Source organism: Jejuia spongiicola (assembly GCF_023502325.1).
Classification (GTDB): Bacteria; Bacteroidota; Bacteroidia; order Flavobacteriales; family Flavobacteriaceae; genus Wocania_A; species Wocania_A spongiicola.
In genome coordinates this window covers 70,996-93,258 of record NZ_JAMFLZ010000009.1, presented here as the reverse complement: position 1 = coordinate 93,258, position 22,263 = coordinate 70,996, and the positions used below count along the sequence as shown (strand labels likewise).

Below are 22,263 nucleotides of genomic sequence, written 5' to 3'. Positions count from 1 at the left end.
TTAACAAAAAACCTAGTAATAGTATTAAGTTCTCTTAATATAGGTGTATTAAATTTAAAACTGAAGAAACCTTTAAATAGCATAATATAAATTGAATTACGAGTTTTTTATAGCTAAACGCATTATTGGTAGTAAAGCGTATAAAAGTAGTATTTCGGCACCAATAATAAAAATTGGAATAGCTGCAATTGCTGTAGGCATGGTTGTAATGATGGTTGCTATTGCGACAGGAATTGGTTTGCAACAAAAAATTCGCGATAAAGTTGTAGCCTTTAATGGGCATGTAAATATTACATATTACGATAGTAATAACTCGCAAGAAAGCGTATTTCCTATATCAAAAAATCAAGAGTTTTATCCAGAGTTTAAATCGGTTGAAGGTATAAGTCATATTCAAGTTGTAGCTACAAAGTTTGGTGTTATACGTACAGAAACCGATTTTGAAGGTGCCATTTTAAAAGGTGTTGGGGCAGATTATAACTGGAGCTATTTCAAAGATTTTTTAGTTGAAGGTAAGCTTCCAGATTATAACGGTAAACGAAACGAAGAGGTTTTAATATCTAAGTATTTAGCAAATCGACTGCAATTTAAATTGGGAGACAAATTTCAAATGATTTTTAAGAAGGAAGATCCTAATAAGCTACCAAATATTATTACATATACAATTACAGGTATTTATAACTCGGGGTTTCAAGATTTTGATGCTACTTATTTAATAGGAGACATTCGTCATTTACAGCGCATCAATAAATGGAAAGAAGACGAAATAGGAGGCTTTGAGGTTTTTATAAATGATTACAGCGAACTACAAAGAAAAGGTATAGAAATCTACCAAAACACGCCTTCAACATTAAACACGCAAACAATAGCAGATAAATATTACTCTATTTTAGAGTGGATTAAAATTTTTGATAAAAATATTTACGGTATCATTGGTATTATGATACTTGTAGCTGGTATTAACATGATAACTGCATTGCTAGTTTTAATATTAGAGCGTACTCAAATGATTGGTGTTTTAAAAGCTTTAGGTAGTAATAATTTTAGCATTCGCAAACTATTTATTTACAATGCGTCGTATCTTATTTTTCTAGGATTGTTATGGGGGAATATTTTAGGATTAGGATTATTATTTGCACAAAAATATTTTAAGTTAATAGAGCTTCCAGTAGAAACGTATTACGTTACTGAAGCACCAGTTTTTATAAGTTTAGGTTATATTGTGGCTTTAAACATAGGAACACTAATGTTATGTTTACTAATGCTTTTAGTACCTTCATACATTATTACAAAAATATCGCCAGTAAAAGCAATAAGGTTTGAATAAAAAAAGGCTTTGAATTAATTCAAAGCCTTTTTTTATTCTTTATTTACTACTTTCTTCTCCAGAGCTACAATTTCCTAGCGAATCTCCAGAATGTTGAATTAAGTGCATAACTGCTGCTGGTAATGCAATATTAATTACATGTGGATTATTATCCACATTGTGGCATACATCTACTTTAATAGCAGAGCTTCCGGCTAATAAACCAGCAGTTAACATAAGGGTAACAAAAATTTTAGTTTTCATAATATTGTATTTTTGGGTTGAGTGCCAAATTAATTTTTTGTTTTTTAAATAATTGATAATCAGGTGGTTTTTAGACAAAGAGATTGTTAAAATAGATGAAACTCAATAGTAAAAAGATGAAATAATTAAAAAATACGATGAATGAAACATAGTTTATTAAAATAATTATAACTAATTCTTCTTTTTTAAAACACTTATGTATTTTTGCAAGCTATGGAATATGCAAAAAATATATTAGAAACTATTGGTAATACACCATTGGTAAAATTGAATTCTTTAACAAAAGGTTTACCATGTTTAGTTTTATCAAAATATGAAACCTTTAACCCAGGCAATTCTACAAAAGATAGAATGGCGCTTAAAATGATTGAAGATGCCGAAGCTGATGGTCGTTTAAAACCAGGAGGTACAATTATTGAAGGAACATCTGGTAATACAGGCATGGGACTAGCTTTAGCGGCGATTGTAAAAGGTTACAAATGTGTTTTTGTAATTAGCGACAAGCAATCCAAAGAAAAAATGGATATTTTAAGAGCTGTAGGAGCAAAAGTTGTGGTATGCCCAACAAATGTAGAACCTACAGACCCTAGAAGTTATTATTCAGTTTCTAAACGATTAAGTGAGGAAACACCAAACTCATGGTATGTAAATCAATACGACAACCCAAGTAATGCCAAAGCACATTACGAAAGCACAGGCCCAGAAATTTGGAAACAAACCGATGGTAAGATTACGCATTTTGTGGTAGGAGTTGGTACTGGTGGTACTATTTCTGGTGTTGGAAAATATTTAAAAGAACAAAACCCTAATATTAAAATTTGGGGTGTAGATACTTATGGCTCTGTATTTAAAAAATATCATGAAACAGGAGAGTTTGATGAAAATGAAATTTATCCTTATATAACCGAAGGCATTGGTGAAGATATTTTGCCGGAAAATGTAGATTTTAGCCTTATTGATGGATTTACTAAAGTAACAGATAAAGACGCAGCAATTTACACGCAAAAACTGGCCAAAGAAGAAGGTATGTTTTTAGGCAATTCTGCAGGTTCTGCAATTAAAGGCTTATTACAATTAGAAAAAGAGTTTACAAAAGATGATATTGTAGTAGTTTTGTTTCATGACCATGGAAGCCGATATGTTGGCAAAATGTTTAATGACGAATGGATGCGAGAACGTGGTTTTATTGAAGATGAAAATACAACAGCCGAAGATCTTGTAAAAAACACTGAAAATCAAACTTTGATAACGGTAAAAACTGAAGAATTAGTTTCTCATGCCATCGAGCGTATGAAAAAGTATAAAATATCTCAAATTCCTGTTGAAGACTCTACAGGATTTGTTGGGGCTATTGATGAAGCCGATTTGTTACGCATGTATATTGAGAATAAAGATATTTCAGATTTACCAATAAAGGATGTGATGCATAAACCATTTCCTGTGGTTAGTAAAAATACAGACATTGAAGATATTTCTAAACTATTTGATAGAGATAATAATGCTGTTTTAGTAAAGTTTGAAGATGGTACACATCAAATTATTACTAAGTACGATATTATTAGTGCGTTGTAGTTTTGAAACTGAATGAAAAATAAGCAGGGATTTTCGTAAATAAGCTTATATATGAAATTGATTTTATATTTTACTAAGTGCTTTTTAGACTTATCTGCACTTTGAGTTGTAAAATCTCACTATTTTTTTCACATCTTTTTTTGCAAACCCTTTTTTTGATTCTGATATATTCTTAACTAGAGTTGGGCAATCTTTTAAGTATTCAGCAGATTCTTTCTTGAAATTATCCCAAACAGTTCCCCCTCCTAACATTACAACATTTGATTCATTATCACGTTTTAAGTAATAATGTGTACTTTCAAATGCACCGTACCCTGTTGAATTTATAAAAGATTTACTGTATAAATTCATGTTTCCATCGATTACTAATTGTAAATAAGAAATAAGGTCGTCTTCGTTATCTTTAAAGAAATAGAAAGTTGTAGACTTCCCTTTCTTCTTATAAATAATTTTACTTATCCTCTCAATATCTATTTTTTGCGATTTAACTTTTTGTACTTTTTTAATTTTTACAAACTTTCTTTTTAGAACGCCAGAGCCTTTTATAATCTTATCGTTCTTTAAGATAACTGTGATTGAATTTTGAGAAAACCCAAAAGCACAAGTAAGAATTAGTATAAGGGTAAAATAGTTGTTTTTCATTTGTTTTATTAAAATAAAGAAATTAGGACTTTATAATAGAATGTTTTAATGTGTCATCAATTATTCTCAATATCACTAATATGATGTTCTAAAGCTTTTACTGAAATTTGAATTTCGATTATTAAAAGACTTAACGAAATAATTAATAATAAAAGAGCAAAACCAAAAACCCAAATAGCAATATTATGCAGCTGTACATAAATTAAAAACATAGTTAAAACACAAAGTAGCAAACTACTTATGCCAAAGATTTGCATAGATCGTGTTAAATACAAGCGTTGTTTTATGTTTTTTATTTGAGCGATTAATATGGAGTCTTTTTCCTGTTTATATTTATCATGTAGGTTCCTTATTATAGCTGCATAAGCCAAAAACCTATTGGTATAAGCGAGCATGATTAATGATATGGCTGAGAATAAAAGTGCAGGTGTAGTTAAAGTAAGTTGTTCCATATATAAGGCTTTTTACAAATTTATTCATTTATTAAAGAATAATGTTTCTCAATTATTTATTAATGGCTTTTAAATAAATATTCTAATTCAATAAAGCCACTATTCTTAAGGGTGCGCCAGATCCACCTTTAATTTTCATGGGTAATGCTACAATATAAAAACCGGTATTTGGCAACTCATTAAGATTTGTTAAGTTTTCAAAGGCCGAAATGTTTTGAGACATTAAGTTTACATGGCTTCCAAAATGTTGTGATTGTCCATAATCAATGCTGGCTGTATCAATGCCAATGGCATGTATATTTCTATTTTTCACCAACCATTCTGATGCTTCGGGAGAAAGCCCTGGGAAATGTAAAAGTTTCACTGCATCTTCACCACGCTGGTCTGTTCCTAAATATTTAATTGGATTAGGATAAAAGTTTGAAAAACCAGTTTGCAATAAAACAATACTACCATTTGGTATTTGCATTTGCTGTTCTGTTTCCCAGTTTGTTAAGTCTTCAACACTAATTTGATAATCAGGGTTACTTATAGCCTTTTTAGAAACATCAATTTTTATAGCCTGTCCTATTAAATTTTTTAAAGGAATTTGATCTACAGTTTCACTATTTTCTGAAAAATGAATGGGAGCATCAATGTGTGTGCCACCATGTTCGGCAGTAGAGAAATTATAGGCAGAATAAAAGAAACCTTTGTCAGTATGGCCATTAAAAACGGTATCTAATTTAAACTTTTTAGCTGTTACCCAATAGACAGTTTCTTCAGAAAATTCGTGGGTTAAATCAATTATTTTTGAATATTTAAACTCGTTTTCCGAAGTTTGAACTGCTTCAGATTCTTTCAGAGGGGGTTTTTTATTACAGCTAGTTAGTAAAAAAAGTATGATTAAAAAATAAGTTAAAAGGAGTTTCATAATTTTAAGTTTAGTTGATATCTACTAAATTAATTAATTTAGATTAGAATAAACTCTTTTTGATTTGGTGCTTATACATTGTAATTTTATATTTATTGCATGCAAGAAGATTTTCTCCACTATACGTGGAAACATAAAAAAATTGATGTTACAAATTTAAAAACTACAAATAACGAAGTAATTACAATACTGTCTGTTGGCCAGCATAATTTAAATGCAGGTCCAGATTTTTTTAATGCACAACTAAAAATCGATAACCAATTGTGGGTAGGAAATTTAGAAGTTCACATCAAATCATCTGATTGGTTTTTGCATAATCACGAACAAGATAAAGCTTACGATAATGTAATTCTTCATGTAGTTTGGGAACACGACACAAATGTTTACAGAAAGGATAATACAACAATCCCTACTTTAGAGCTAAAAGAGTATATATCAAGAACAGCTTTAAATAATTACCAGCAATTATTTTCCAAAACTAATAAATGGATTAATTGCGAACAAGACTTTGCAAACATTGATGATTTTATGATGCAAAATTGGTTGGAACGTTTATATTTTGAACGCTTAGAGAGGAAAGCTGAGAGCATAAATCAACTTTTAAAAATATCGAAAAACGATTGGGAAGCAGTTTTGTTTAAAATGCTTGCTAAAAATTTTGGACTTAAAGTAAATGCAGATGCCTTTTTGAGTATGGCAAATACTATAGATTTTTCAATCATTAGAAAATTACAAAACAATCAAACCAGTTTGGAGGCTTTATTTTTTGGTCAAGCTGACTTGTTAAGTGGAGATATTCAAGATTCTTATTTTCAAAATTTAATTAAGGAACACCAATTTTTAAAGCAAAAATTCAGCTTATTTAATGAAAACATAACACCGATTAAGTTTTTTAGATTACGACCATCAAATTTTCCCACCATTCGATTATCACAACTGGCAGGTCTGTATAATAAAGAGCAAAACTTGTTTTCTAAAATTAATGAAATACTTACCATCAAAGATTTCTATACGCTCTTTTCAATTGAGACTTCTCCCTTTTGGGAATCACATTATACTTTTGATAAGGATTCTAAAAAATCAAAAAAGCGACTTAGCAAGGCGTTTATAGATTTATTAATAATTAATACTATTATTCCAATAAAGTTTACTTATGCCATATATCAAGGGAAACAAATAGAAGAAGACATTGTAAAATTAATACAACAAATAGTTTCTGAAAAAAATAATATTACCCAAAAGTTTAATTCATTAAAAAAAGTGTCAAACTCTGCGCTGCAATCTCAAGCTTTACTACAATTAAAGAATGAATATTGTAATAAAAATAAATGTTTACAATGTACAATAGGGAATAGCTTATTAACTAAATAAATTGTTAAATTGCAGCATGAATATTATCTACAAATCTCTGTTATATTTTCAAAAGCATGGTTACTATGTGTGTCAGCGAATTGCTGATAGATTGGGTATTAGAGCAAAGGTAGTACGTACCTCGTTTATGTATTTAACTTTTGTAACCTTAGGTTTTGGTTTTGCACTTTACTTATTTATGGCTTTTTGGATGCGTATAAAAGATATAGTATATACAAAACGCTCATCTGTTTTTGATTTATGAACCAGCTAATAAAAATTTTTAGAACAAAAATTTATACAGCAGTTATTCTGTTGATTCTATTGTTGTTTATTGGTGTTGTTGGTTTTAAATCTATGTCTAATTATACATGGATTGATGCGCTATATATGACAGTAATAACTGTTACTACAGTTGGTTTTAAAGAAGTACACCCGTTAGACGATGCTACTAAAGTTTTTACTATATCTTTAATTTTAACTAGTGTTTTTATTTTAGGATATGCCTTGTCTGTAATTACTGAATATATTTTAAGCAAAAATAATTTTGAAGAATTAAAACAAAAAAAGATGCAGAAAAAGATTGATAAATTAAAAGGGCACATTATTATTTGTGGCTATGGAAGAAATGGGAGACAAGCTGCAACTAAGTTATTGGCTTATAATAAACCATTTGTTATTATTGAAAAAGATAAGGAATTGGTTGATAAAATTGAAAATGAACTCATGCCGTTTGTTTTAGGTAATGCTAGTGAAGACGAAGTGCTATTACAAGCTGGTGTAGATAGAGCTTCCTGCTTAATATCGGCCTTACCAAATGATGCAGATAATTTATTTATAGTGCTTTCTACAAGACAAATAAATAAAAATATAAATATTATAAGTAGAGCTTCTCAAGAAACATCGTATCAAAAGTTAAAACTCGCAGGTGCTAATAATGTTATTTTACCAGATAAAATAGGAGGTGATCACATGGCATCTTTAGTTGTAGTTCCTGGGTTAATGGAATTTGTAGATAACCTTTCTATTGTTGGAAAATCAAATATAAATATTGAAGAAATTGCTATTGAAAAATTAACCAAAGAAATTAAAACTATTAAAGATTTAGATTTAAGAAAAGTAACAGGTTGTACTGTAATTGGTTATAAAAATGAAAATGGAGAATACATAGTAAACCCTGAAGCAGATTTAGACTTAGCACCAAATTCAAAGATTATAGTTTTGGGTCGACCAGAACAAATAGATGTACTTAATTCTGTATATAATATAAATTAATGGATTCGCATTTTAACAATCAATTGTTTTAAAAAATCATTTTTTTTTAGCATCTTGCTAGCTTTTAAATGCATATTATTTAATAAAACTAACTAACAACAAATTTATTATGAAGAAGTATCTTCTTTCAATTTTCACATTAATATTACCATTTTTAACATTTGCACAAGAAGCAGAAAAAGGCCTAGATGAAAGGGTTAATGATGCATTTATGCCGGTGGCAACTTGGTGGGAAGGCTTTGTACTTACTACAATTCCTATAGGGGAGTATAATGTCCCATTTGTAGTAATTTTATTGGTAGCGGGAGCAACATTTTTTACAGTTTATTTTAGATTTCCAAGTGTTACAAAATTTGGATTAGCTATAAATACAGTAAGAGGTAAGTATGATGAAATAGATCATCATGAAGCTATTGATGGAGCAGATGACGAAGCAGGATTAGCTGTAGATGGAGATGTTATTGGTACTATTAAAGATGAAAGTCAAGAAGGAGAGGTTTCTCATTTTCAGGCGCTTGCAACGGCTGTTTCTGGAACTGTAGGTTTAGGTAATATAGCAGGCGTAGCTGTAGCTATAGCACTTGGTGGTCCAGGCGCGACATTTTGGATGATTGTTTGTGGGTTAATAGGAATGGCTACAAAATTTGTTGAATGTACTCTTGGAGTAAAATATAGAGATGTTGGAGACGATGGAACCGTTTATGGAGGTCCTATGTATTACCTTTCTAAAGGATTAAAAGAAAGAGGTTTTGCAGGAATAGGAAAGGTATTGGCTGCTCTTTTTGCGATACTTTGTGTAGGAGCATCATTTGGAGGAGGTAATGCTTTTCAGTCTAATCAAGCGGCAGTTCAATTAAGTTCATTGTTTGGTTTACAAGGAGGAGCTACAGGACTGATAATAGGTTTTATTCTAGCAGTTCTTGTAGGAATAGTGATTATTGGTGGTATTAAAAGAATTGCTAAAATAACAGAGAAAATAGTGCCATTTATGGCTGGAATATATGTATTAGCTGCTTTAGTAATAATTTTTGCAAACATTAATTACGTAGGAAAAGCATTTGGATTAATTTTTGAAGGAGCATTTACTCCAATGGCAGGCCTTGGTGGTTTGGTAGGAGTCCTTATTGTTGGTTTTCAAAGAGCAGCATTTTCTAACGAAGCTGGAGCTGGTTCAGCTGCCATTGCTCACTCAGCAGTAAAAACAAAATATCCAGCCTCGGAAGGGGTTGTAGCGCTTTTAGAACCGTTTATTGATACTGTTGTTATTTGTACTATGACTGCGCTAGTAATTATCTTTTTTAATATAGATGGTACCAATATGCAAAGTGTTTTTCAATATGGTGCTGCAGGCGACTCGAGTAGTAGTGTATTATTAAATGTAGATGGAAGTTCTGTAGGAGGTGTAGACTTAACCTCTATGGCTTTTGATTCTGTAATTCCTGGCTTCTCATATATATTAACAATAGCTATAGTTTTATTCGCATTTTCTACCATGATTTCTTGGTCATATTATGGCTTACAATCATGGAAATATTTATTTGGTAAAGGGAAAAGAGCTGATATGGTTTATAAGATTTTATTTTTACTATTTGTTATAATTGGAGCTGCTGCAACTTTGGATGCTGTTATTAAATTTTCTGATGCCATGATTCTAGCATTAGTGTTTCCAAATATGATAGGGTTATTCTTCTTATTCCCTAAAGTAAGAGAGGAAATGAGTAAGTATGTAGGCGCAATAAAATCTAGTAAAGAATAATATAAAATACATTAATATGAAATCCCATTTCACGTTTTCTAAAAAACAGCGAAATGGGATTTTTTTATTAATACTGTTTATAATAATATTGCAATGCGCTTATTTTTTTATTGATGCACCTTCAGAAGAAATAATAGTAAATCAAAAAGAACTTGAAAAATTTCAGAATGAAATAGATTCGTTAAAATTAGTAGAACTTGAAAGAAGGAAACCAAAGACATTCCCATTTAACCCCAATTATATAACTGATTTTAAAGGGGCTTCGTTAGGCATGTCAAATGAAGAGATTGACAGACTACATGCATATAGAAAGCAAAATAAGTGGATAAATTCAGTAAAAGAATTTCAAGAGATAACCAAAGTGTCTGATTCTCTTTTAAATGCAATATCGCCGTATTTTAAATTTCCAGATTGGGTAACCAAGCCAAAGCAAAGAGTCAATTCAGTAGTCTATTATAATAGTACTCCTAAAACATTTGCTCAAAAACAAGATTTAAACACAGTAACAGCAAAACAACTGCAAAAAGTGAATGGTGTAGGTGAGGTTTTATCAATGCGTATTATAAAATTTAGAAACAAATTTGTTGGTGGTTTTATTGGCGATGTACAACTTCAAGATGTTTACGGATTAACACCTGAATTAATTAACAAAATCACAAATCAATTTACTGTTAAAACCCCAAAGAGCATTAAAAAGATAAGTATAAACAAAGCAGAAATAGAAGACCTTGTTAATATTCAGCATATCGATTATGATTTGGCACATGATATTGTCGAACAAAGAAAATTAAGGGAGGGATTTAAATCATTAGATGAATTATTAAAAGTAAAGGGCTTTCCAATAAATAAAATCGAGATAATTAAATTATATTTGTCGCTTGATTAATACCGTAATATCGGAAGAAAAAAATGCTAATGAATACTATGTACTTCACAGAAGAACATCAACTTTTTAGAGAAAGTTTGCAAGATTTTTTAAACAAAGAAGTCGTTCCATATATTGATAAGTGGGAAAGCACAGGGAATATTGAGCGCTTTATTTGGAAAAAATTTGGAGATATGGGTTTCTTCGGTATCAATTATCCTGAAGCTTATGGCGGCTTAAATTTAGATCTTTTCTATACCGTTATACTTCTTGAAGAACTTCAAAAAATAAATTCTGGAGGTTTTGCTGCTGCAATTTGGGCACATTGTTATTTAGCAATGACACACCTTAATGCAGAAGGTAATCATGATATAAAAGAGCGTTATTTAGCTCCAAGTATTTCAGGTGATAAAATAGGATGTTTATGTATTACTGAACCTTTTGGAGGTAGCGATGTAGCAGGAATGAGAACAACAGCAGTTAGGAATGGAAATGATTATATTATAAACGGATCAAAAACTTTTATAACTAACGGAGTGGTAAGTGATTATTTGGTTGTTGCCGCAAAAACTAACCCAGAATTGGGTAATAAAGGTATTAGTATTTTTGTTATAGATAGAGAAACTCCAGGTGTATCAGCAACCAAATTGGATAAGTTAGGTTGGAGAGCGTCTGATACAGGCGAAATAGCTTTTGACAATGTAAAAGTTCCAGCAAGTAATTTAATGGGTGAGGAGAACAAAGGCTTTCCATACATAATGCAACATTTCTCTTTAGAACGCTTAGTTATGGGAGTTAATGCACATGCAAGAGCAGAATATGCTTTAGAGTATGCGCTGCAATACATGTCTGAGCGTATGGCATTTGGTAAATCTATCGATAAATTTCAGGCTTTAAGACACTCAGTTGCAGAATTATATACAGATATGGAAATTTGTAAAGAGTTTAATTATTCTGTTGCTTACCGATTAAATAAAGGTGAATATGTGGTAAAAGAAGCTACAATGTCTAAGTTGAAATCTACAAAAATGGCAGATGAGGTTATCTATCAATGCTTGCAATTTTTAGGTGGCTACGGTTATATGGAAGATTATCCAATGGCAAGACTTTTGCGCGATAGCAGACTGGGACCAATAGGAGGAGGGACTTCAGAGATACTTAAAGAAATTTTAGCAAAAATTATTATTGATAAAAAGGAGTATAAACCTGCAACATAAAATAATTTAAAATTTAAAATTTAGAATTCGTAATTATTTATATATTTGCACCCACAAAATTTAAAAGAGAGGAGGTTAAGACACTATGTTAATAATACCTGTAAAAGAAGGAGAAAATATAGATAGAGCGTTAAAGCGTTACAAACGTAAGTTTGTTAAAACAACTATTAAGAATCAGTTGCAAGAGCGTAAGCAGTTTAAAAAACCTTCAATAGTTCGTAGAGCACAAATACAAAAAGCTCAATACATACAAAGATTAAGAGATGCAGAAGAAGTATAGTTTATAATGAATTCTTTTATGAATTGCGGCAAAGCTTCATTTTAAGCTTTCATCTTTTAAAAGCAAAAATCTCTAAAACAATATTAAATCCCACCTCAAGTGGGATTTTTTTGTTTTAACTTAATTAAAACTTTGTATCTTGAACATTAAAAAATGTTATTCAAATCATTTACAGATTATTTATCGCTCGAAAAAAACTATTCAGTATTAACTGTAAATGCATACAAAAAAGACTTAGAATTTTTTTCAGAGTTCATAAAAAACGAATACGAAGCTAATACCATTAATAATGTTAACTATTCTCAAATAAGAAGTTGGATAGTTTCAATGGTAGAAAATGAAATTTCTAATAGAAGTATAAATAGAAAAGTCTCAGCATTAAACACATATTATAAGTTCCTTTTAAAAATTGGTGATATTGAAACCAACCCTCTTTCTAAACACAAAGCATTAAAAACGAGTAAAAAAGTTCAGGTTCCTTTTTCAGAAAACGAAATAATGACTGTTTTGAACGACATACATTTTGGAAACGATTTTGAGAGCACTCGAAACAAATTAATAATAGAATTATTTTACTCAACTGGGATAAGGAGGATTGAGTTAGTTGAGCTAAAGTTAATAAATGTTAACTTAGATAATAAAACGTTAAAAGTACTTGGAAAGAGAAATAAAGAACGTATTGTTCCGTTATTAGAACCTGTTGTGCAAACAATAAGTAGTTATTTAAGTTTTAGAAATAAATTAGAAAGTATTAAAGATGTTGATATTTTATTTTTAACGAAAAAAGGAGTTAAAATATACGAAACACTTGTTTACAGAATAATAAATGAGTATTTTAGTTTAGCATCTAGTAAAGTAAAAAAGAGTCCTCATATATTAAGACACTCTTTTGCTACTCATTTACTTAACCAAGGTGCAGATTTAAATGCTGTCAAAGAGCTCTTGGGGCATTCAAGTTTAGCGGCAACACAAGTTTATACACATAATAGTATAGCCGAACTTAAAAAAGTGCATGTAAAAGCACATCCAAGGAGCGAAAAATAGAAAGCAAAGTTTTATTGTCTAACCAAAAAACAAAAGTATGAAAGTAAACACGCAATCAGTCAATTTTAATGCTGACCAAAAGTTAATAGATTTTATTCAAAAGCGAATGGATAAGTTAGATATGTTTTATGATAAAGTTATAAAATCTGATGTTTATTTAAAGTTAGAAAACACAAGCGACAAAGAAAATAAAATTTTCGAAGCCAGAGTAAGTGTTCCAGGTGATAGTTTTGTAGTAAAAAAACAATGCAAAAGCTTTGAAGAAGGTGCTGATATGGCTGTATCATCACTAGAAAGACAACTTAAAAAAAGAAAAGAAAAATTAAGAGCACATTTATAATAAAATTTTTCAAAAAATGTTTTGAATAAAAAAATAAATCTATACATTTGCAGTCCGTTAGAAATAGCGGGCTTTTTTTATGCGTAAAAAGTGTAAAAAAGCCGATGTAGCTCAGCTGGCTAGAGCAGCTGATTTGTAATCAGCAGGTCGTGGGTTCGAGTCCCTCCATCGGCTCAAGTTCTTAAAAAGATTGAAAAATAAGTTAATTGGGGAGATACTCAAGCGGCCAACGAGGGCAGACTGTAAATCTGCTGACTACGTCTTCGCAGGTTCGAATCCTGCTCTCCCCACAACTTTTTTAAGATTTTTATTTGAAATTTTGAATCCAAACAAGTTTTTAGCTTGTTAAAATTGCGAGAGTAGCTCAGTTGGTAGAGCGTCAGCCTTCCAAGCTGAATGTCGCCGGTTCGAACCCGGTCTCTCGCTCTAAAATTCCTGCGAAGGCAGGAATCTCTTCTTTCATTTAATGTAACCTTTAACAGAGGTTATTTGAGAGAATAGGAAATAAAAACTTTACGCCGGTGTAGCTCAGGGGTAGAGCGTTTCCTTGGTAAGGAAGAGGTCACGAGTTCAAATCTCGTCATTGGCTCTAATTATAGAGTATAAAAAAACAGAATACACTAATATTATTATATAACTAAGATTAAAATTATTTAAAAACATGGCAAAGGCAACTTTCGATCGTTCAAAACCACACTTAAATATTGGTACAATTGGACACGTAGATCACGGTAAAACAACTTTAACTGCTGCTATTACTAAAGTATTAGCTGATGCAGGTTTGTCAGAAGCAAAAGATTTCGATCAAATCGATAACGCTCCTGAAGAAAAAGAAAGAGGTATAACAATTAATACATCTCACGTAGAATATGCAACAGCAAATCGTCATTACGCTCACGTTGACTGTCCAGGTCACGCCGATTACGTAAAGAACATGGTTACTGGTGCTGCTCAAATGGATGGTGCTATTTTAGTAGTAGCTGCCACTGATGGTCCTATGCCACAAACTCGTGAGCACATCTTATTAGGTCGTCAAGTAGGTATTCCTCGTATCGTTGTATTCATGAATAAAGTGGATATGGTTGATGATGAAGAGTTACTAGAATTAGTAGATATGGAAATCAGAGATTTATTATCTTTCTATGAGTACGATGGAGATAATGGACCTGTAATTGCTGGTTCTGCTTTAGGTGCACTTAACGGTGAGCAAAAGTGGGTTGATACAGTAATGGAATTAATGGAAGCTTGTGATACTTGGATTGAAGAGCCATTAAGAGAAGTTGATAAAGATTTCTTAATGCCAATTGAAGATGTATTCTCTATTACTGGTCGTGGTACTGTTGCTACTGGTCGTATTGAAACTGGTATTGCTAACACAGGAGATCCTGTAGAGATTATTGGTATGGGAGCTGAGAAATTAACTTCTACAATTACTGGTATCGAGATGTTCCGTCAAATATTAGATAGAGGTGAAGCTGGAGATAACGCTGGTATCTTATTAAGAGGTATTGAGAAATCTCAAATCTCTAGAGGAATGGTAATCTGTAAACCAGGTTCTGTAACTCCTCACGCTAAATTCAAAGCTGAGGTTTATATCCTTAAAAAAGAAGAAGGTGGACGTCACACTCCATTCCATAATAACTACCGTCCTCAGTTTTACGTTCGTACAACTGATGTAACTGGAAACATTGCGCTTCCTGATGGAGTTGAAATGGTAATGCCTGGAGATAACTTAACTATTACTGTTGAGTTAATTAACACAATTGCAATGAACGTAGGATTACGTTTCGCTATCCGTGAAGGTGGTAGAACAGTTGGTGCAGGTCAGGTAACTGAAATTTTAGACTAAATAAAAGTTTAATAAATATAGAGTCAAGGTATCACGTATTAACGTGATGCCTTTTGACTTATATTTACGGGTTTAGCTCAGTTGGTAGAGCACTGGTCTCCAAAACCAGGTGTCGGGAGTTCGAGTCTCTCAACCCGTGCTAATAAAGAATAAAAATAAATGGCTGGAATTGTAAATTATATAAAGGAATCATTTGGAGAACTAAAGAACAATGTAACATGGCCTACATGGGCTGAGGCACAAAGTTTAACAGTTCTAGTTGCGGTATTTTCAATTATATTCTCTCTTGCAATATGGGGAGTAGATACAGTATTCAGCAAAGCCATAACATTTTACTTTGATTGGATTAACGGTTAAAAACAAATTTATGTCTGAAGTAAGCGAAAAAAAATGGTATGTTGTTAGGGCTGTAAGTGGTCAGGAAAACAAAATTAAAACCTATATCGAAAATGAAATTGCTCGTTTAGGTTTACAAGATTATGTTGACCAAGTACTAGTACCTACAGAAAGAGTTATCCAGATTCGTAACGGAAAAAAAATTCATAAGGAAAAAGTTTTTTTTCCAGGATATATAATGGTTCAAGCCAACTTAACAGGAGAAGTTCCTCATATTATTAGATCTGTTACAAATGTAATTGGGTTTTTAGGAGAAACAAAAGGAGGAGACCCTGTGCCATTAAGACAATCTGAAGTAAACAGAATGTTAGGTAAAGTTGATGAATTGGCAGTAGAAGAAAATGCCAATGTTGCTATACCTTTTACTAAAGGAGAAACTGTGAAAGTTATTGATGGTCCTTTTAATGGATTTGATGGTACGATAGAAAAAATAAATGAAGAAAAGCGTAAACTTGAAGTTATGGTTAAAATTTTCGGAAGAAAAACACCATTAGAATTAAGTTATATGCAAGTAGAAAAAGTATAATAGTGTTACATTAAGATAGATGAATCTTTCGCTTCCAAAAGAAAGATAACATCAAAATTAAATTATTAAAAATGGCAAAAGAATTAGGTAAAGTAGTTAAGTTACAAGTTCGGGGAGGTGCTGCGAATCCATCGCCACCGGTTGGACCCGCTTTAGGAGCTGCAGGTGTTAACATCATGGAGTTCTGTAAGCAATTCAATGCCAGAACCCAAGATAAGCCAGGTAAAGTATTACCAGTGGTTATATCTGTTTACAAAGACAAATCATTTGACTTTGTAATCAAAACTCCACCAGCAGCTGTACAATTATTAGAAGCAGCTAAGGTGAAGAAAGGTTCTGGAGAGCCAAACCGAAAAAAAGTAGCTAAAGTATCTTGGGATCAGGTTAAAACTATTGCAGAAGACAAAATGGTAGATTTAAATGCATTTACTACAGAGTCTGCTATGAGAATGGTTGCTGGTACAGCAAGATCGATGGGAATAACCGTAACAGGAAAATTTCCTTCTTAATCTATAAAAGACATTAGAAAATGGCAAGATTAACAAAAAAGCAAAAAGAGGCTTTAGCAAAAATTGAAAAAGGTAAAATTTATTCTGTTGATGAAGCATCAGCATTAATAAAGGAAATTACCAATACTAAGTTCGACTCATCAATTGATTTAGCAGTGCGTTTAGGAGTAGATCCTCGTAAAGCAAATCAGATGGTAAGAGGAGTGGTTTCACTTCCACACGGAACAGGTAAGGATATAAAAGTATTAGCATTAGTAACACCAGATAAAGAAGCCGAAGCTAAAGAAGCTGGAGCAGATTACGTTGGTTTAGATGAGTATCTTGATAAAATCAAGAGTGGTTGGACAGACGTTGATGTTATTATTACTATGCCAAGTGTTATGGGTAAATTAGGTCCTTTAGGACGTGTTTTAGGCCCTCGTGGTTTAATGCCAAACCCAAAAACAGGTACAGTAACTATGGATGTTGCTAAAGCTGTAACAGAAGTAAAAGCTGGTAAAATTGACTTTAAAGTTGATAAAACAGGTATTGTACACGCTGCTATAGGAAAAGCATCATTTAGTGCTGATAAAATTGCAGGTAATGCAAATGAATTATTAACAACATTAATGAAACTAAAACCAACAACTGCAAAAGGTACATATGTAAAAAGCATATTTATGTCTTCTACAATGAGCCCAAGTATAGCTGTTGATCCAAAAATTGGTTAATTAAGTTAAAACTTTAAATTATGACAAGAGAAGAAAAATCACAAGTAATTGAGGACTTAACTGCAGAATTAGCTAATAATGCAAATATCTATTTAACAGATATTTCAGGATTAAATGCAGTTACAACTTCAAATTTACGTCGTGCTTGTTTTAAAGCCAACGTAAAATTAGCAGTAGTTAAAAATACATTACTTGAAAAAGCAATGGAAGCGTCAGATAGAGAATTTGGTGAACTTCCAACAGTTTTAAAAGGAAATACATCAGTGATGTATTCTGAAACTGGTAATGTACCAGCTAAGTTAATAAAAACCTTCCGTAAAAAATCAGATAAACCTTTATTAAAAGGAGCATTTATTGAGGAAGCAGTTTATATTGGCGATGAGCAATTAGACATGTTAGTAGATATCAAATCTAAAGAAGAATTGATAGGAGAGATTGTTACATTATTACAATCGCCTGCTAAAAATGTTATTTCAGCGCTTCAATCAAGTGGTGGGAAATTAGCTGGAATTATTAAAACACTATCTGAAAAAGAAGGATAGTATTAAATAGTACGCACTTTATTACAAACATATTATTACAAAATTATTAAAACGATAGAAAAATGGCAGATTTAAAAGATTTCGCAGAACAATTAGTTAACTTATCAGTAAAAGAAGTAAATGAGTTAGCAACTATATTAAAAGATGAGTATGGTATCGAGCCTGCTGCTGCTGCTGCAGTTGCTGTTGCTGGTCCTGCTGCTGGAGGTGGAGAAGAAGAAGCTCAAACTGAATTTGATGTTATTTTAAAAGCAGCTGGTGGTTCTAAATTAGCAGTTGTAAAATTAGTTAAAGAATTAACTGGTTTAGGATTAAAAGAAGCTAAAGGTTTAGTTGATGATGCACCAAGTGCTATCAAAGAAGCTGTAACTAAAGATGAAGCTGAAGCATTAAAAGCATCTTTAGAAGAGGCTGGAGCTGAGGTTGAGCTTAAGTAAGCTTACCTACTCAAAAACACAAAGGTTTAGGTCTGAAGCATAGTCTTCAAGACCTAAACCATTTTGCGTATATAATGATATACCAAATAAAATTACAAAACAGCTACATAAATAAGTAAAACTGTTTAAGCTGTTTAATCAGTGTTTAAAAGCACTATCACTATTTTTTTAATCATAATTCCGTCCATTGATGTTATCAACACAAGCTGAAAGATTAAATTTCTCGTCTATTGTAAATAGAACAGAGTATCCAGATTTTTTGGATATTCAGATAAAATCCTTTCAGGATTTTTTCCAATTAGAAACTAAATCAGAAGAAAGAGGTGATGAAGGTCTTTACAACACCTTTATGGAAAACTTTCCAATCACAGATTCACGTAATCAATTTGTTTTAGAATTTTTAGATTACTTTGTAGATCCGCCAAGATACGCTATTGAAGAGTGTATTGAAAGAGGTCTTACTTATAGCGTTCCGCTAAAGGCAAGGTTAAAGTTATATTGTACAGACCCTGAACATGAAGATTTCGAAACCATTGTTCAAGATGTGTACTTAGGAACTATACCTTACATGACGCCTTCAGGTACATTTTGTATTAATGGTGCAGAACGTGTAGTAGTATCTCAATTACACCGTTCACCAGGAGTTTTCTTTGGTCAATCCTTCCATGCTAATGGTACAAAATTGTATTCTGCAAGAGTAATTCCATTTAAAGGTTCTTGGATCGAATTTGCTACAGATATCAATCAGGTAATGTATGCTTACATTGATAGAAAGAAAAAGTTACCTGTAACAACATTATTTAGAGCTATCGGTTTTGAGCGCGATAAAGATATTTTAGAGATTTTTGATTTAGCTGAAGAAGTAAAAGTTTCTAAATCTGGATTAAAAAAGTATCTAGGACGAAAATTGGCTGCTCGTGTACTTAATACATGGCATGAAGATTTTGTTGATGAAGACACAGGAGAAGTAGTATCTATCGAGCGTAACGAAATTGTGCTAGATCGTGATACAGTTCTTGATAAAGAAAATATTGAAGAAATTCTTGAAGTTGAAGTAAAAACAATTCTTTTACATAAAGAAACTTCTGAGCAAGGTGATTATGCTATTATTCATAATACACTTCAAAAAGATCCAACAAATTCTGAAAAAGAAGCAGTTGAACATATCTATAGACAATTACGTAATGCTGAGCCGCCAGATGAGGAAACAGCACGTGGTATTATTGATAAATTATTCTTCTCTGACCAACGTTATTCTTTAGGTGAAGTTGGACGTTATAGAATGAATAAAAAATTACAGTTAGATATCGGAATGGATAAGCAAGTGCTTACCAAAGAAGATATTATAACTATTATAAAATACTTAATCGAGCTTATTAACTCTAAAGCAGAGATTGATGATATTGATCACTTATCTAACCGTCGTGTACGTACAGTTGGAGAGCAATTATCATCTCAATTTGGAGTTGGTTTAGCACGTATGGCACGTACTATTCGTGAGCGTATGAACGTTCGTGACAATGAGGTATTTACACCAATTGATTTAATTAACGCTAAGACGTTATCGTCTGTTATTAATTCTTTCTTTGGAACAAATCAGTTATCTCAATTTATGGATCAAACAAATCCATTAGCAGAGATAACACACAAACGTCGTTTATCAGCATTAGGACCTGGAGGCTTATCTAGAGAAAGAGCAGGATTCGAGGTTCGTGATGTTCACTATACACACTACGGGCGTTTATGCCCTATTGAAACTCCAGAGGGACCAAACATTGGTTTAATATCATCACTTTCAGTGTTTGCTAAAGTTAATTCTATGGGATTCATTGAAACACCTTATAGAAAAGTAACTGACGGTGTTGTAGATATTAAAAACGCACCAACGTATTTAAGTGCTGAAGAGGAAGAAGAAAAATTAATTGCCCAAGCAACTGTTGAAGTTGATGACAATGGAAAGATTTTACACGATAAGGTAATTGCTAGAATGGAAGGAGACTTCCCAGTAATTGAGCCAACTGCTGTAAACTACACAGACGTTGCACCAAATCAAATTTCATCTATATCGGCATCTTTAATTCCATTCCTAGAACATGATGATGCAAATAGAGCATTAATGGGATCTAACATGATGCGTCAAGCAGTACCATTATTATTGCCACAAGCACCAATAGTAGGAACAGGTTTAGAACGTCAAGTTGCTTCAGACTCTAGAGTATTAGTTAATGCCGAAGGAAATGGAGAAGTACTATATGTTGATGCTAATGAAATTAAAATTAAATACGATCGTACTGAAGATGAAGCTAAAGTAAGCTTTGATAGTGATATTAAAACATACCAATTAGTAAAATTTAGAAAGACAAACCAAGGGACTTCTATCAACTTAAAACCAATTGTTGTTAAAGGTGATAAAGTTACTAAGGGACAAGTTTTATGTGAAGGTTATGCGACTCAAAAAGGAGAATTAGCTTTAGGTAGAAATATGAAAGTAGCCTTTATGCCTTGGAAAGGGTATAACTTTGAGGATGCTATTGTAATTTCTGAAAAAGTGGTTCGTGAAGATATTTTCACATCAATTCATATAGATGAATACTCTTTAGAAGTTAGAGATACTAAATTAGGAAACGAAGAGTTGACTAATGATATTCCTAACGTTTCAGAGGAAGCTACTAAGGATTTAGATGAGCATGGAATGATTCGTGTTGGAGCCGAAGTTAAACCAGGCGATATTCTTATTGGTAAAATTACACCAAAAGGAGAATCTGATCCAACTCCAGAAGAAAAATTACTACGCGCTATCTTTGGAGATAAAGCAGGCGATGTTAAAGACGCTTCCTTAAAAGCTTCGCCATCTTTAAATGGTGTTGTAATTGAAAAGAAGTTATTTGCTAGAGCAGTAAAAGATAAGCGTAAAAGAGCTCAGGATAAAGATGATATTTTACAATTAGAAGGTATCTATGATGCTAAATTTGATGCATTGAAAGACACTTTAATTGAAAAACTTTTTACAATTGTAAATGGTAAAACGGCTCAAGGTATTTTTAATGATTTAGGAGAAGAAGTACTACCAAAAGGTAAAAAATTCACTCTAAAAATGTTAAATGCTGTTGATGATTATGCGCATTTAGTATCTGGAAAATGGACTACTGATACTCATACAAATCAATTAGTTGCTGATTTAATTCACAACTATAAAATTAAAGAAAATGATTTGCAAGGATCGTTACGTCGTGAGAAGTTTACTATTTCTGTAGGTGATGAGTTACCAGCAGGAATTATCAAATTAGCTAAAGTTTATATTGCTAAAAAGCGTAAACTTAAGGTAGGAGATAAAATGGCAGGACGACACGGTAACAAAGGTATTGTTGCTCGTATTGTTCGTCAAGAAGATATGCCATTCTTAGAAGATGGAACTCCTGTTGACATCGTATTGAATCCGCTTGGTGTACCATCTCGTATGAACATTGGTCAGATTTATGAAACTGTTTTAGGATGGGCAGGTCAAAAATTAGATCGTAAATATGCAACACCAATTTTTGATGGGGCTACAATCGATCAAATTAATGGATTCACAGACGAAGCTGGAATTCCAAGATATGGTCATACATATTTATATGATGGCGGAACAGGACAGCGTTTCGACCAGCCAGCAACTGTGGGTGTCATCTATATGTTGAAATTAGGGCATATGGTTGATGATAAAATGCACGCACGTTCTATTGGACCTTACTCATTAATTACACAACAACCTCTTGGTGGTAAAGCACAGTTTGGAGGACAACGTTTTGGTGAGATGGAAGTATGGGCACTTGAGGCATATGGAGCTTCAAGTACTTTAAGAGAAATCTTAACTGTAAAATCTGATGATGTTATTGGTAGAGCTAAAACATACGAAAGTATTGTAAAAGGTGAACCAATGCCAGATCCGGGCTTACCAGAATCATTCAATGTATTAATGCATGAATTGAAAGGTTTAGGTCTAGATATCAGATTAGAGGAGTAGTTAATTAATAAATTC

At 32.2% G+C, this 22,263-nt stretch carries 23 protein-coding genes and 5 tRNA genes; 24 read left to right on the top strand and 4 right to left on the bottom strand.

Going from position 1 to position 22,263, the window contains the following annotated elements; all coding sequences use genetic code 11:
* Positions 1-91 precede the first annotated feature (91 nt).
* The gene (locus M3P09_RS16105; RefSeq protein WP_249973907.1) at positions 92-1,327 is read left to right on the top strand and encodes an ABC transporter permease; all 1,236 of its coding nucleotides are present in this window, start codon (positions 92-94) and stop codon (positions 1,325-1,327) included.
* A 39-nt stretch (positions 1,328-1,366) separates the two neighbouring features.
* Here the strand turns inward: M3P09_RS16105 and M3P09_RS16100 are convergent, their stop codons facing one another.
* Complete coding sequence (locus M3P09_RS16100; protein WP_099562932.1) at positions 1,367-1,570, bottom strand: hypothetical protein; 204 nt, start codon at positions 1,568-1,570, stop codon at positions 1,367-1,369.
* Between the two features lie 213 nt (positions 1,571-1,783).
* Here M3P09_RS16100 and M3P09_RS16095 point away from each other — a divergent pair, with 213 nt between their 5' ends.
* Positions 1,784-3,142 carry a pyridoxal-phosphate dependent enzyme gene (locus tag M3P09_RS16095; RefSeq protein ID WP_249973906.1) on the top strand — a complete coding sequence of 453 codons (1,359 nt, stop codon included), beginning with the start codon at positions 1,784-1,786 and terminating at the stop codon, positions 3,140-3,142.
* A gap of 90 nt (positions 3,143-3,232) precedes the next feature.
* On the opposite strand, the gene M3P09_RS16090 is transcribed toward M3P09_RS16095, so the two are convergent.
* The 3 genes from M3P09_RS16090 to M3P09_RS16080 all read right to left on the bottom strand — a co-directional run bounded on the left by M3P09_RS16090 (position 3,233) and on the right by M3P09_RS16080 (position 5,149).
* Positions 3,233-3,784: a hypothetical protein gene (locus M3P09_RS16090; protein ID WP_249973905.1), complete on the bottom strand. Its 552-nt coding sequence runs from the start codon at positions 3,782-3,784 to the stop codon at positions 3,233-3,235.
* 56 nt (positions 3,785-3,840) lie between these two features.
* Positions 3,841-4,236 (bottom strand): DUF2721 domain-containing protein, encoded by a 396-nt coding sequence (locus M3P09_RS16085; RefSeq protein WP_249973904.1) that lies wholly within the window; start codon positions 4,234-4,236, stop codon positions 3,841-3,843.
* An 82-nt stretch (positions 4,237-4,318) separates the two neighbouring features.
* Positions 4,319-5,149 carry a cyclase family protein gene (locus M3P09_RS16080; RefSeq protein ID WP_099562928.1) on the bottom strand — a complete coding sequence of 277 codons (831 nt, stop codon included), beginning with the start codon at positions 5,147-5,149 and terminating at the stop codon, positions 4,319-4,321.
* Positions 5,150-5,248: 99 nt separating this feature from the next.
* On the opposite strand from M3P09_RS16080, the gene M3P09_RS16075 reads away from it, so the two are divergent.
* From M3P09_RS16075 to rpoB, 22 genes are all read left to right on the top strand, one after another.
* Positions 5,249-6,520 carry a DUF2851 family protein gene (locus tag M3P09_RS16075; protein WP_249973903.1) on the top strand — a complete coding sequence of 424 codons (1,272 nt, stop codon included), beginning with the start codon at positions 5,249-5,251 and terminating at the stop codon, positions 6,518-6,520.
* Between the two features lie 16 nt (positions 6,521-6,536).
* A complete protein-coding gene (locus M3P09_RS16070) occupies positions 6,537-6,764 on the top strand; it encodes a PspC domain-containing protein (protein WP_099562926.1) in 228 nt (75 codons plus the stop codon).
* Positions 6,761-7,774, top strand: coding sequence for a potassium channel family protein (locus M3P09_RS16065; protein ID WP_099562925.1), 1,014 nt, complete (start codon positions 6,761-6,763; stop codon positions 7,772-7,774). The genes M3P09_RS16070 and M3P09_RS16065 overlap by 4 nt, the downstream gene beginning before the upstream one ends.
* 109 nt (positions 7,775-7,883) lie before the next feature.
* Positions 7,884-9,530: an alanine/glycine:cation symporter family protein gene (locus M3P09_RS16060; RefSeq protein ID WP_099562924.1), complete on the top strand. Its 1,647-nt coding sequence runs from the start codon at positions 7,884-7,886 to the stop codon at positions 9,528-9,530.
* Between the two features lie 16 nt (positions 9,531-9,546).
* Positions 9,547-10,416, top strand: coding sequence for a ComEA family DNA-binding protein (locus M3P09_RS16055; protein ID WP_249973902.1), 870 nt, complete (start codon positions 9,547-9,549; stop codon positions 10,414-10,416).
* Between the two features lie 29 nt (positions 10,417-10,445).
* Positions 10,446-11,612, top strand: a complete 1,167-nt coding sequence (locus tag M3P09_RS16050; protein WP_249973901.1) for an acyl-CoA dehydrogenase family protein — start codon at positions 10,446-10,448, stop codon at positions 11,610-11,612.
* 85 nt (positions 11,613-11,697) lie between these two features.
* Complete coding sequence (rpsU, locus tag M3P09_RS16045) at positions 11,698-11,892, top strand: 30S ribosomal protein S21 (RefSeq protein ID WP_249973900.1); 195 nt, start codon at positions 11,698-11,700, stop codon at positions 11,890-11,892.
* 153 nt (positions 11,893-12,045) lie between these two features.
* Positions 12,046-12,936 (top strand): tyrosine-type recombinase/integrase, encoded by an 891-nt coding sequence (locus tag M3P09_RS16040; RefSeq protein WP_249973899.1) that lies wholly within the window; start codon positions 12,046-12,048, stop codon positions 12,934-12,936.
* Between the two features lie 37 nt (positions 12,937-12,973).
* Entirely contained in the window at positions 12,974-13,276 is a 303-nt protein-coding gene (gene hpf, locus M3P09_RS16035; RefSeq protein ID WP_099562920.1) for a ribosome hibernation-promoting factor, HPF/YfiA family, read from the top strand.
* 100 nt (positions 13,277-13,376) lie between these two features.
* A tRNA-Thr gene (locus tag M3P09_RS16030) sits at positions 13,377-13,450 on the top strand.
* Positions 13,451-13,484: 34 nt separating this feature from the next.
* Positions 13,485-13,566: transfer RNA gene (locus tag M3P09_RS16025), tRNA-Tyr, on the top strand.
* Between the two features lie 63 nt (positions 13,567-13,629).
* A tRNA-Gly gene (locus M3P09_RS16020) sits at positions 13,630-13,702 on the top strand.
* Between the two features lie 91 nt (positions 13,703-13,793).
* Positions 13,794-13,865 (top strand) — tRNA-Thr (locus M3P09_RS16015).
* 72 nt (positions 13,866-13,937) lie between these two features.
* Complete coding sequence (gene tuf / locus M3P09_RS16010; protein WP_099562919.1) at positions 13,938-15,125, top strand: elongation factor Tu; 1,188 nt, start codon at positions 13,938-13,940, stop codon at positions 15,123-15,125.
* Between the two features lie 66 nt (positions 15,126-15,191).
* Positions 15,192-15,264: transfer RNA gene (locus M3P09_RS16005), tRNA-Trp, on the top strand.
* A 20-nt stretch (positions 15,265-15,284) separates the two neighbouring features.
* The gene (gene secE / locus M3P09_RS16000; RefSeq protein WP_099562918.1) at positions 15,285-15,482 is read left to right on the top strand and encodes a preprotein translocase subunit SecE; all 198 of its coding nucleotides are present in this window, start codon (positions 15,285-15,287) and stop codon (positions 15,480-15,482) included.
* A gap of 10 nt (positions 15,483-15,492) precedes the next feature.
* The gene (nusG, locus tag M3P09_RS15995; protein WP_099562917.1) at positions 15,493-16,047 is read left to right on the top strand and encodes a transcription termination/antitermination protein NusG; all 555 of its coding nucleotides are present in this window, start codon (positions 15,493-15,495) and stop codon (positions 16,045-16,047) included.
* A 71-nt stretch (positions 16,048-16,118) separates the two neighbouring features.
* On the top strand, positions 16,119-16,556 hold the full coding sequence (gene rplK, locus M3P09_RS15990; RefSeq protein WP_099562916.1) for a 50S ribosomal protein L11: 438 nt from the start codon (positions 16,119-16,121) through the stop codon (positions 16,554-16,556).
* A 20-nt stretch (positions 16,557-16,576) separates the two neighbouring features.
* Positions 16,577-17,266, top strand: a complete 690-nt coding sequence (gene rplA / locus M3P09_RS15985) for a 50S ribosomal protein L1 (RefSeq protein WP_099562915.1) — start codon at positions 16,577-16,579, stop codon at positions 17,264-17,266.
* 20 nt (positions 17,267-17,286) lie between these two features.
* On the top strand, positions 17,287-17,808 hold the full coding sequence (gene rplJ, locus M3P09_RS15980; RefSeq protein ID WP_099562914.1) for a 50S ribosomal protein L10: 522 nt from the start codon (positions 17,287-17,289) through the stop codon (positions 17,806-17,808).
* A 62-nt stretch (positions 17,809-17,870) separates the two neighbouring features.
* Positions 17,871-18,245 carry a 50S ribosomal protein L7/L12 gene (rplL, locus tag M3P09_RS15975; protein WP_099562913.1) on the top strand — a complete coding sequence of 125 codons (375 nt, stop codon included), beginning with the start codon at positions 17,871-17,873 and terminating at the stop codon, positions 18,243-18,245.
* A 190-nt stretch (positions 18,246-18,435) separates the two neighbouring features.
* Positions 18,436-22,248, top strand: a complete 3,813-nt coding sequence (gene rpoB / locus M3P09_RS15970) for a DNA-directed RNA polymerase subunit beta (protein WP_099562912.1) — start codon at positions 18,436-18,438, stop codon at positions 22,246-22,248.
* Positions 22,249-22,263: the final 15 nt, after the last annotated feature.

Excerpts from the sequence above, each read along its gene's own strand:
- M3P09_RS16100 (WP_099562932.1), bottom strand. The coding sequence starts at position 1,570 with ATGAAAACTAAAATTTTTGTTACCCTTATGTTAACTGCTGGTTTATTA.
- M3P09_RS16095 (WP_249973906.1), top strand. The coding sequence starts at position 1,784 with ATGGAATATGCAAAAAATATATTAGAAACTATTGGTAATACACCATTG.
- M3P09_RS16090 (WP_249973905.1), bottom strand. The coding sequence starts at position 3,784 with ATGAAAAACAACTATTTTACCCTTATACTAATTCTTACTTGTGCTTTT.
- M3P09_RS16085 (WP_249973904.1), bottom strand. The coding sequence starts at position 4,236 with ATGGAACAACTTACTTTAACTACACCTGCACTTTTATTCTCAGCCATA.
- M3P09_RS16080 (WP_099562928.1), bottom strand. The coding sequence starts at position 5,149 with ATGAAACTCCTTTTAACTTATTTTTTAATCATACTTTTTTTACTAACT.
- M3P09_RS16075 (WP_249973903.1), top strand. The coding sequence starts at position 5,249 with ATGCAAGAAGATTTTCTCCACTATACGTGGAAACATAAAAAAATTGAT.
- M3P09_RS16070 (WP_099562926.1), top strand. The coding sequence starts at position 6,537 with ATGAATATTATCTACAAATCTCTGTTATATTTTCAAAAGCATGGTTAC.
- M3P09_RS16065 (WP_099562925.1), top strand. The coding sequence starts at position 6,761 with ATGAACCAGCTAATAAAAATTTTTAGAACAAAAATTTATACAGCAGTT.
- M3P09_RS16060 (WP_099562924.1), top strand. The coding sequence starts at position 7,884 with ATGAAGAAGTATCTTCTTTCAATTTTCACATTAATATTACCATTTTTA.
- M3P09_RS16055 (WP_249973902.1), top strand. The coding sequence starts at position 9,547 with ATGAAATCCCATTTCACGTTTTCTAAAAAACAGCGAAATGGGATTTTT.
- M3P09_RS16050 (WP_249973901.1), top strand. The coding sequence starts at position 10,446 with ATGAATACTATGTACTTCACAGAAGAACATCAACTTTTTAGAGAAAGT.
- rpsU (WP_249973900.1), top strand. The coding sequence starts at position 11,698 with ATGTTAATAATACCTGTAAAAGAAGGAGAAAATATAGATAGAGCGTTA.
- M3P09_RS16040 (WP_249973899.1), top strand. The coding sequence starts at position 12,046 with ATGTTATTCAAATCATTTACAGATTATTTATCGCTCGAAAAAAACTAT.
- hpf (WP_099562920.1), top strand. The coding sequence starts at position 12,974 with ATGAAAGTAAACACGCAATCAGTCAATTTTAATGCTGACCAAAAGTTA.
- tuf (WP_099562919.1), top strand. The coding sequence starts at position 13,938 with ATGGCAAAGGCAACTTTCGATCGTTCAAAACCACACTTAAATATTGGT.
- secE (WP_099562918.1), top strand. The coding sequence starts at position 15,285 with ATGGCTGGAATTGTAAATTATATAAAGGAATCATTTGGAGAACTAAAG.
- nusG (WP_099562917.1), top strand. The coding sequence starts at position 15,493 with ATGTCTGAAGTAAGCGAAAAAAAATGGTATGTTGTTAGGGCTGTAAGT.
- rplK (WP_099562916.1), top strand. The coding sequence starts at position 16,119 with ATGGCAAAAGAATTAGGTAAAGTAGTTAAGTTACAAGTTCGGGGAGGT.
- rplA (WP_099562915.1), top strand. The coding sequence starts at position 16,577 with ATGGCAAGATTAACAAAAAAGCAAAAAGAGGCTTTAGCAAAAATTGAA.
- rplJ (WP_099562914.1), top strand. The coding sequence starts at position 17,287 with ATGACAAGAGAAGAAAAATCACAAGTAATTGAGGACTTAACTGCAGAA.
- rplL (WP_099562913.1), top strand. The coding sequence starts at position 17,871 with ATGGCAGATTTAAAAGATTTCGCAGAACAATTAGTTAACTTATCAGTA.
- rpoB (WP_099562912.1), top strand. The coding sequence starts at position 18,436 with ATGTTATCAACACAAGCTGAAAGATTAAATTTCTCGTCTATTGTAAAT.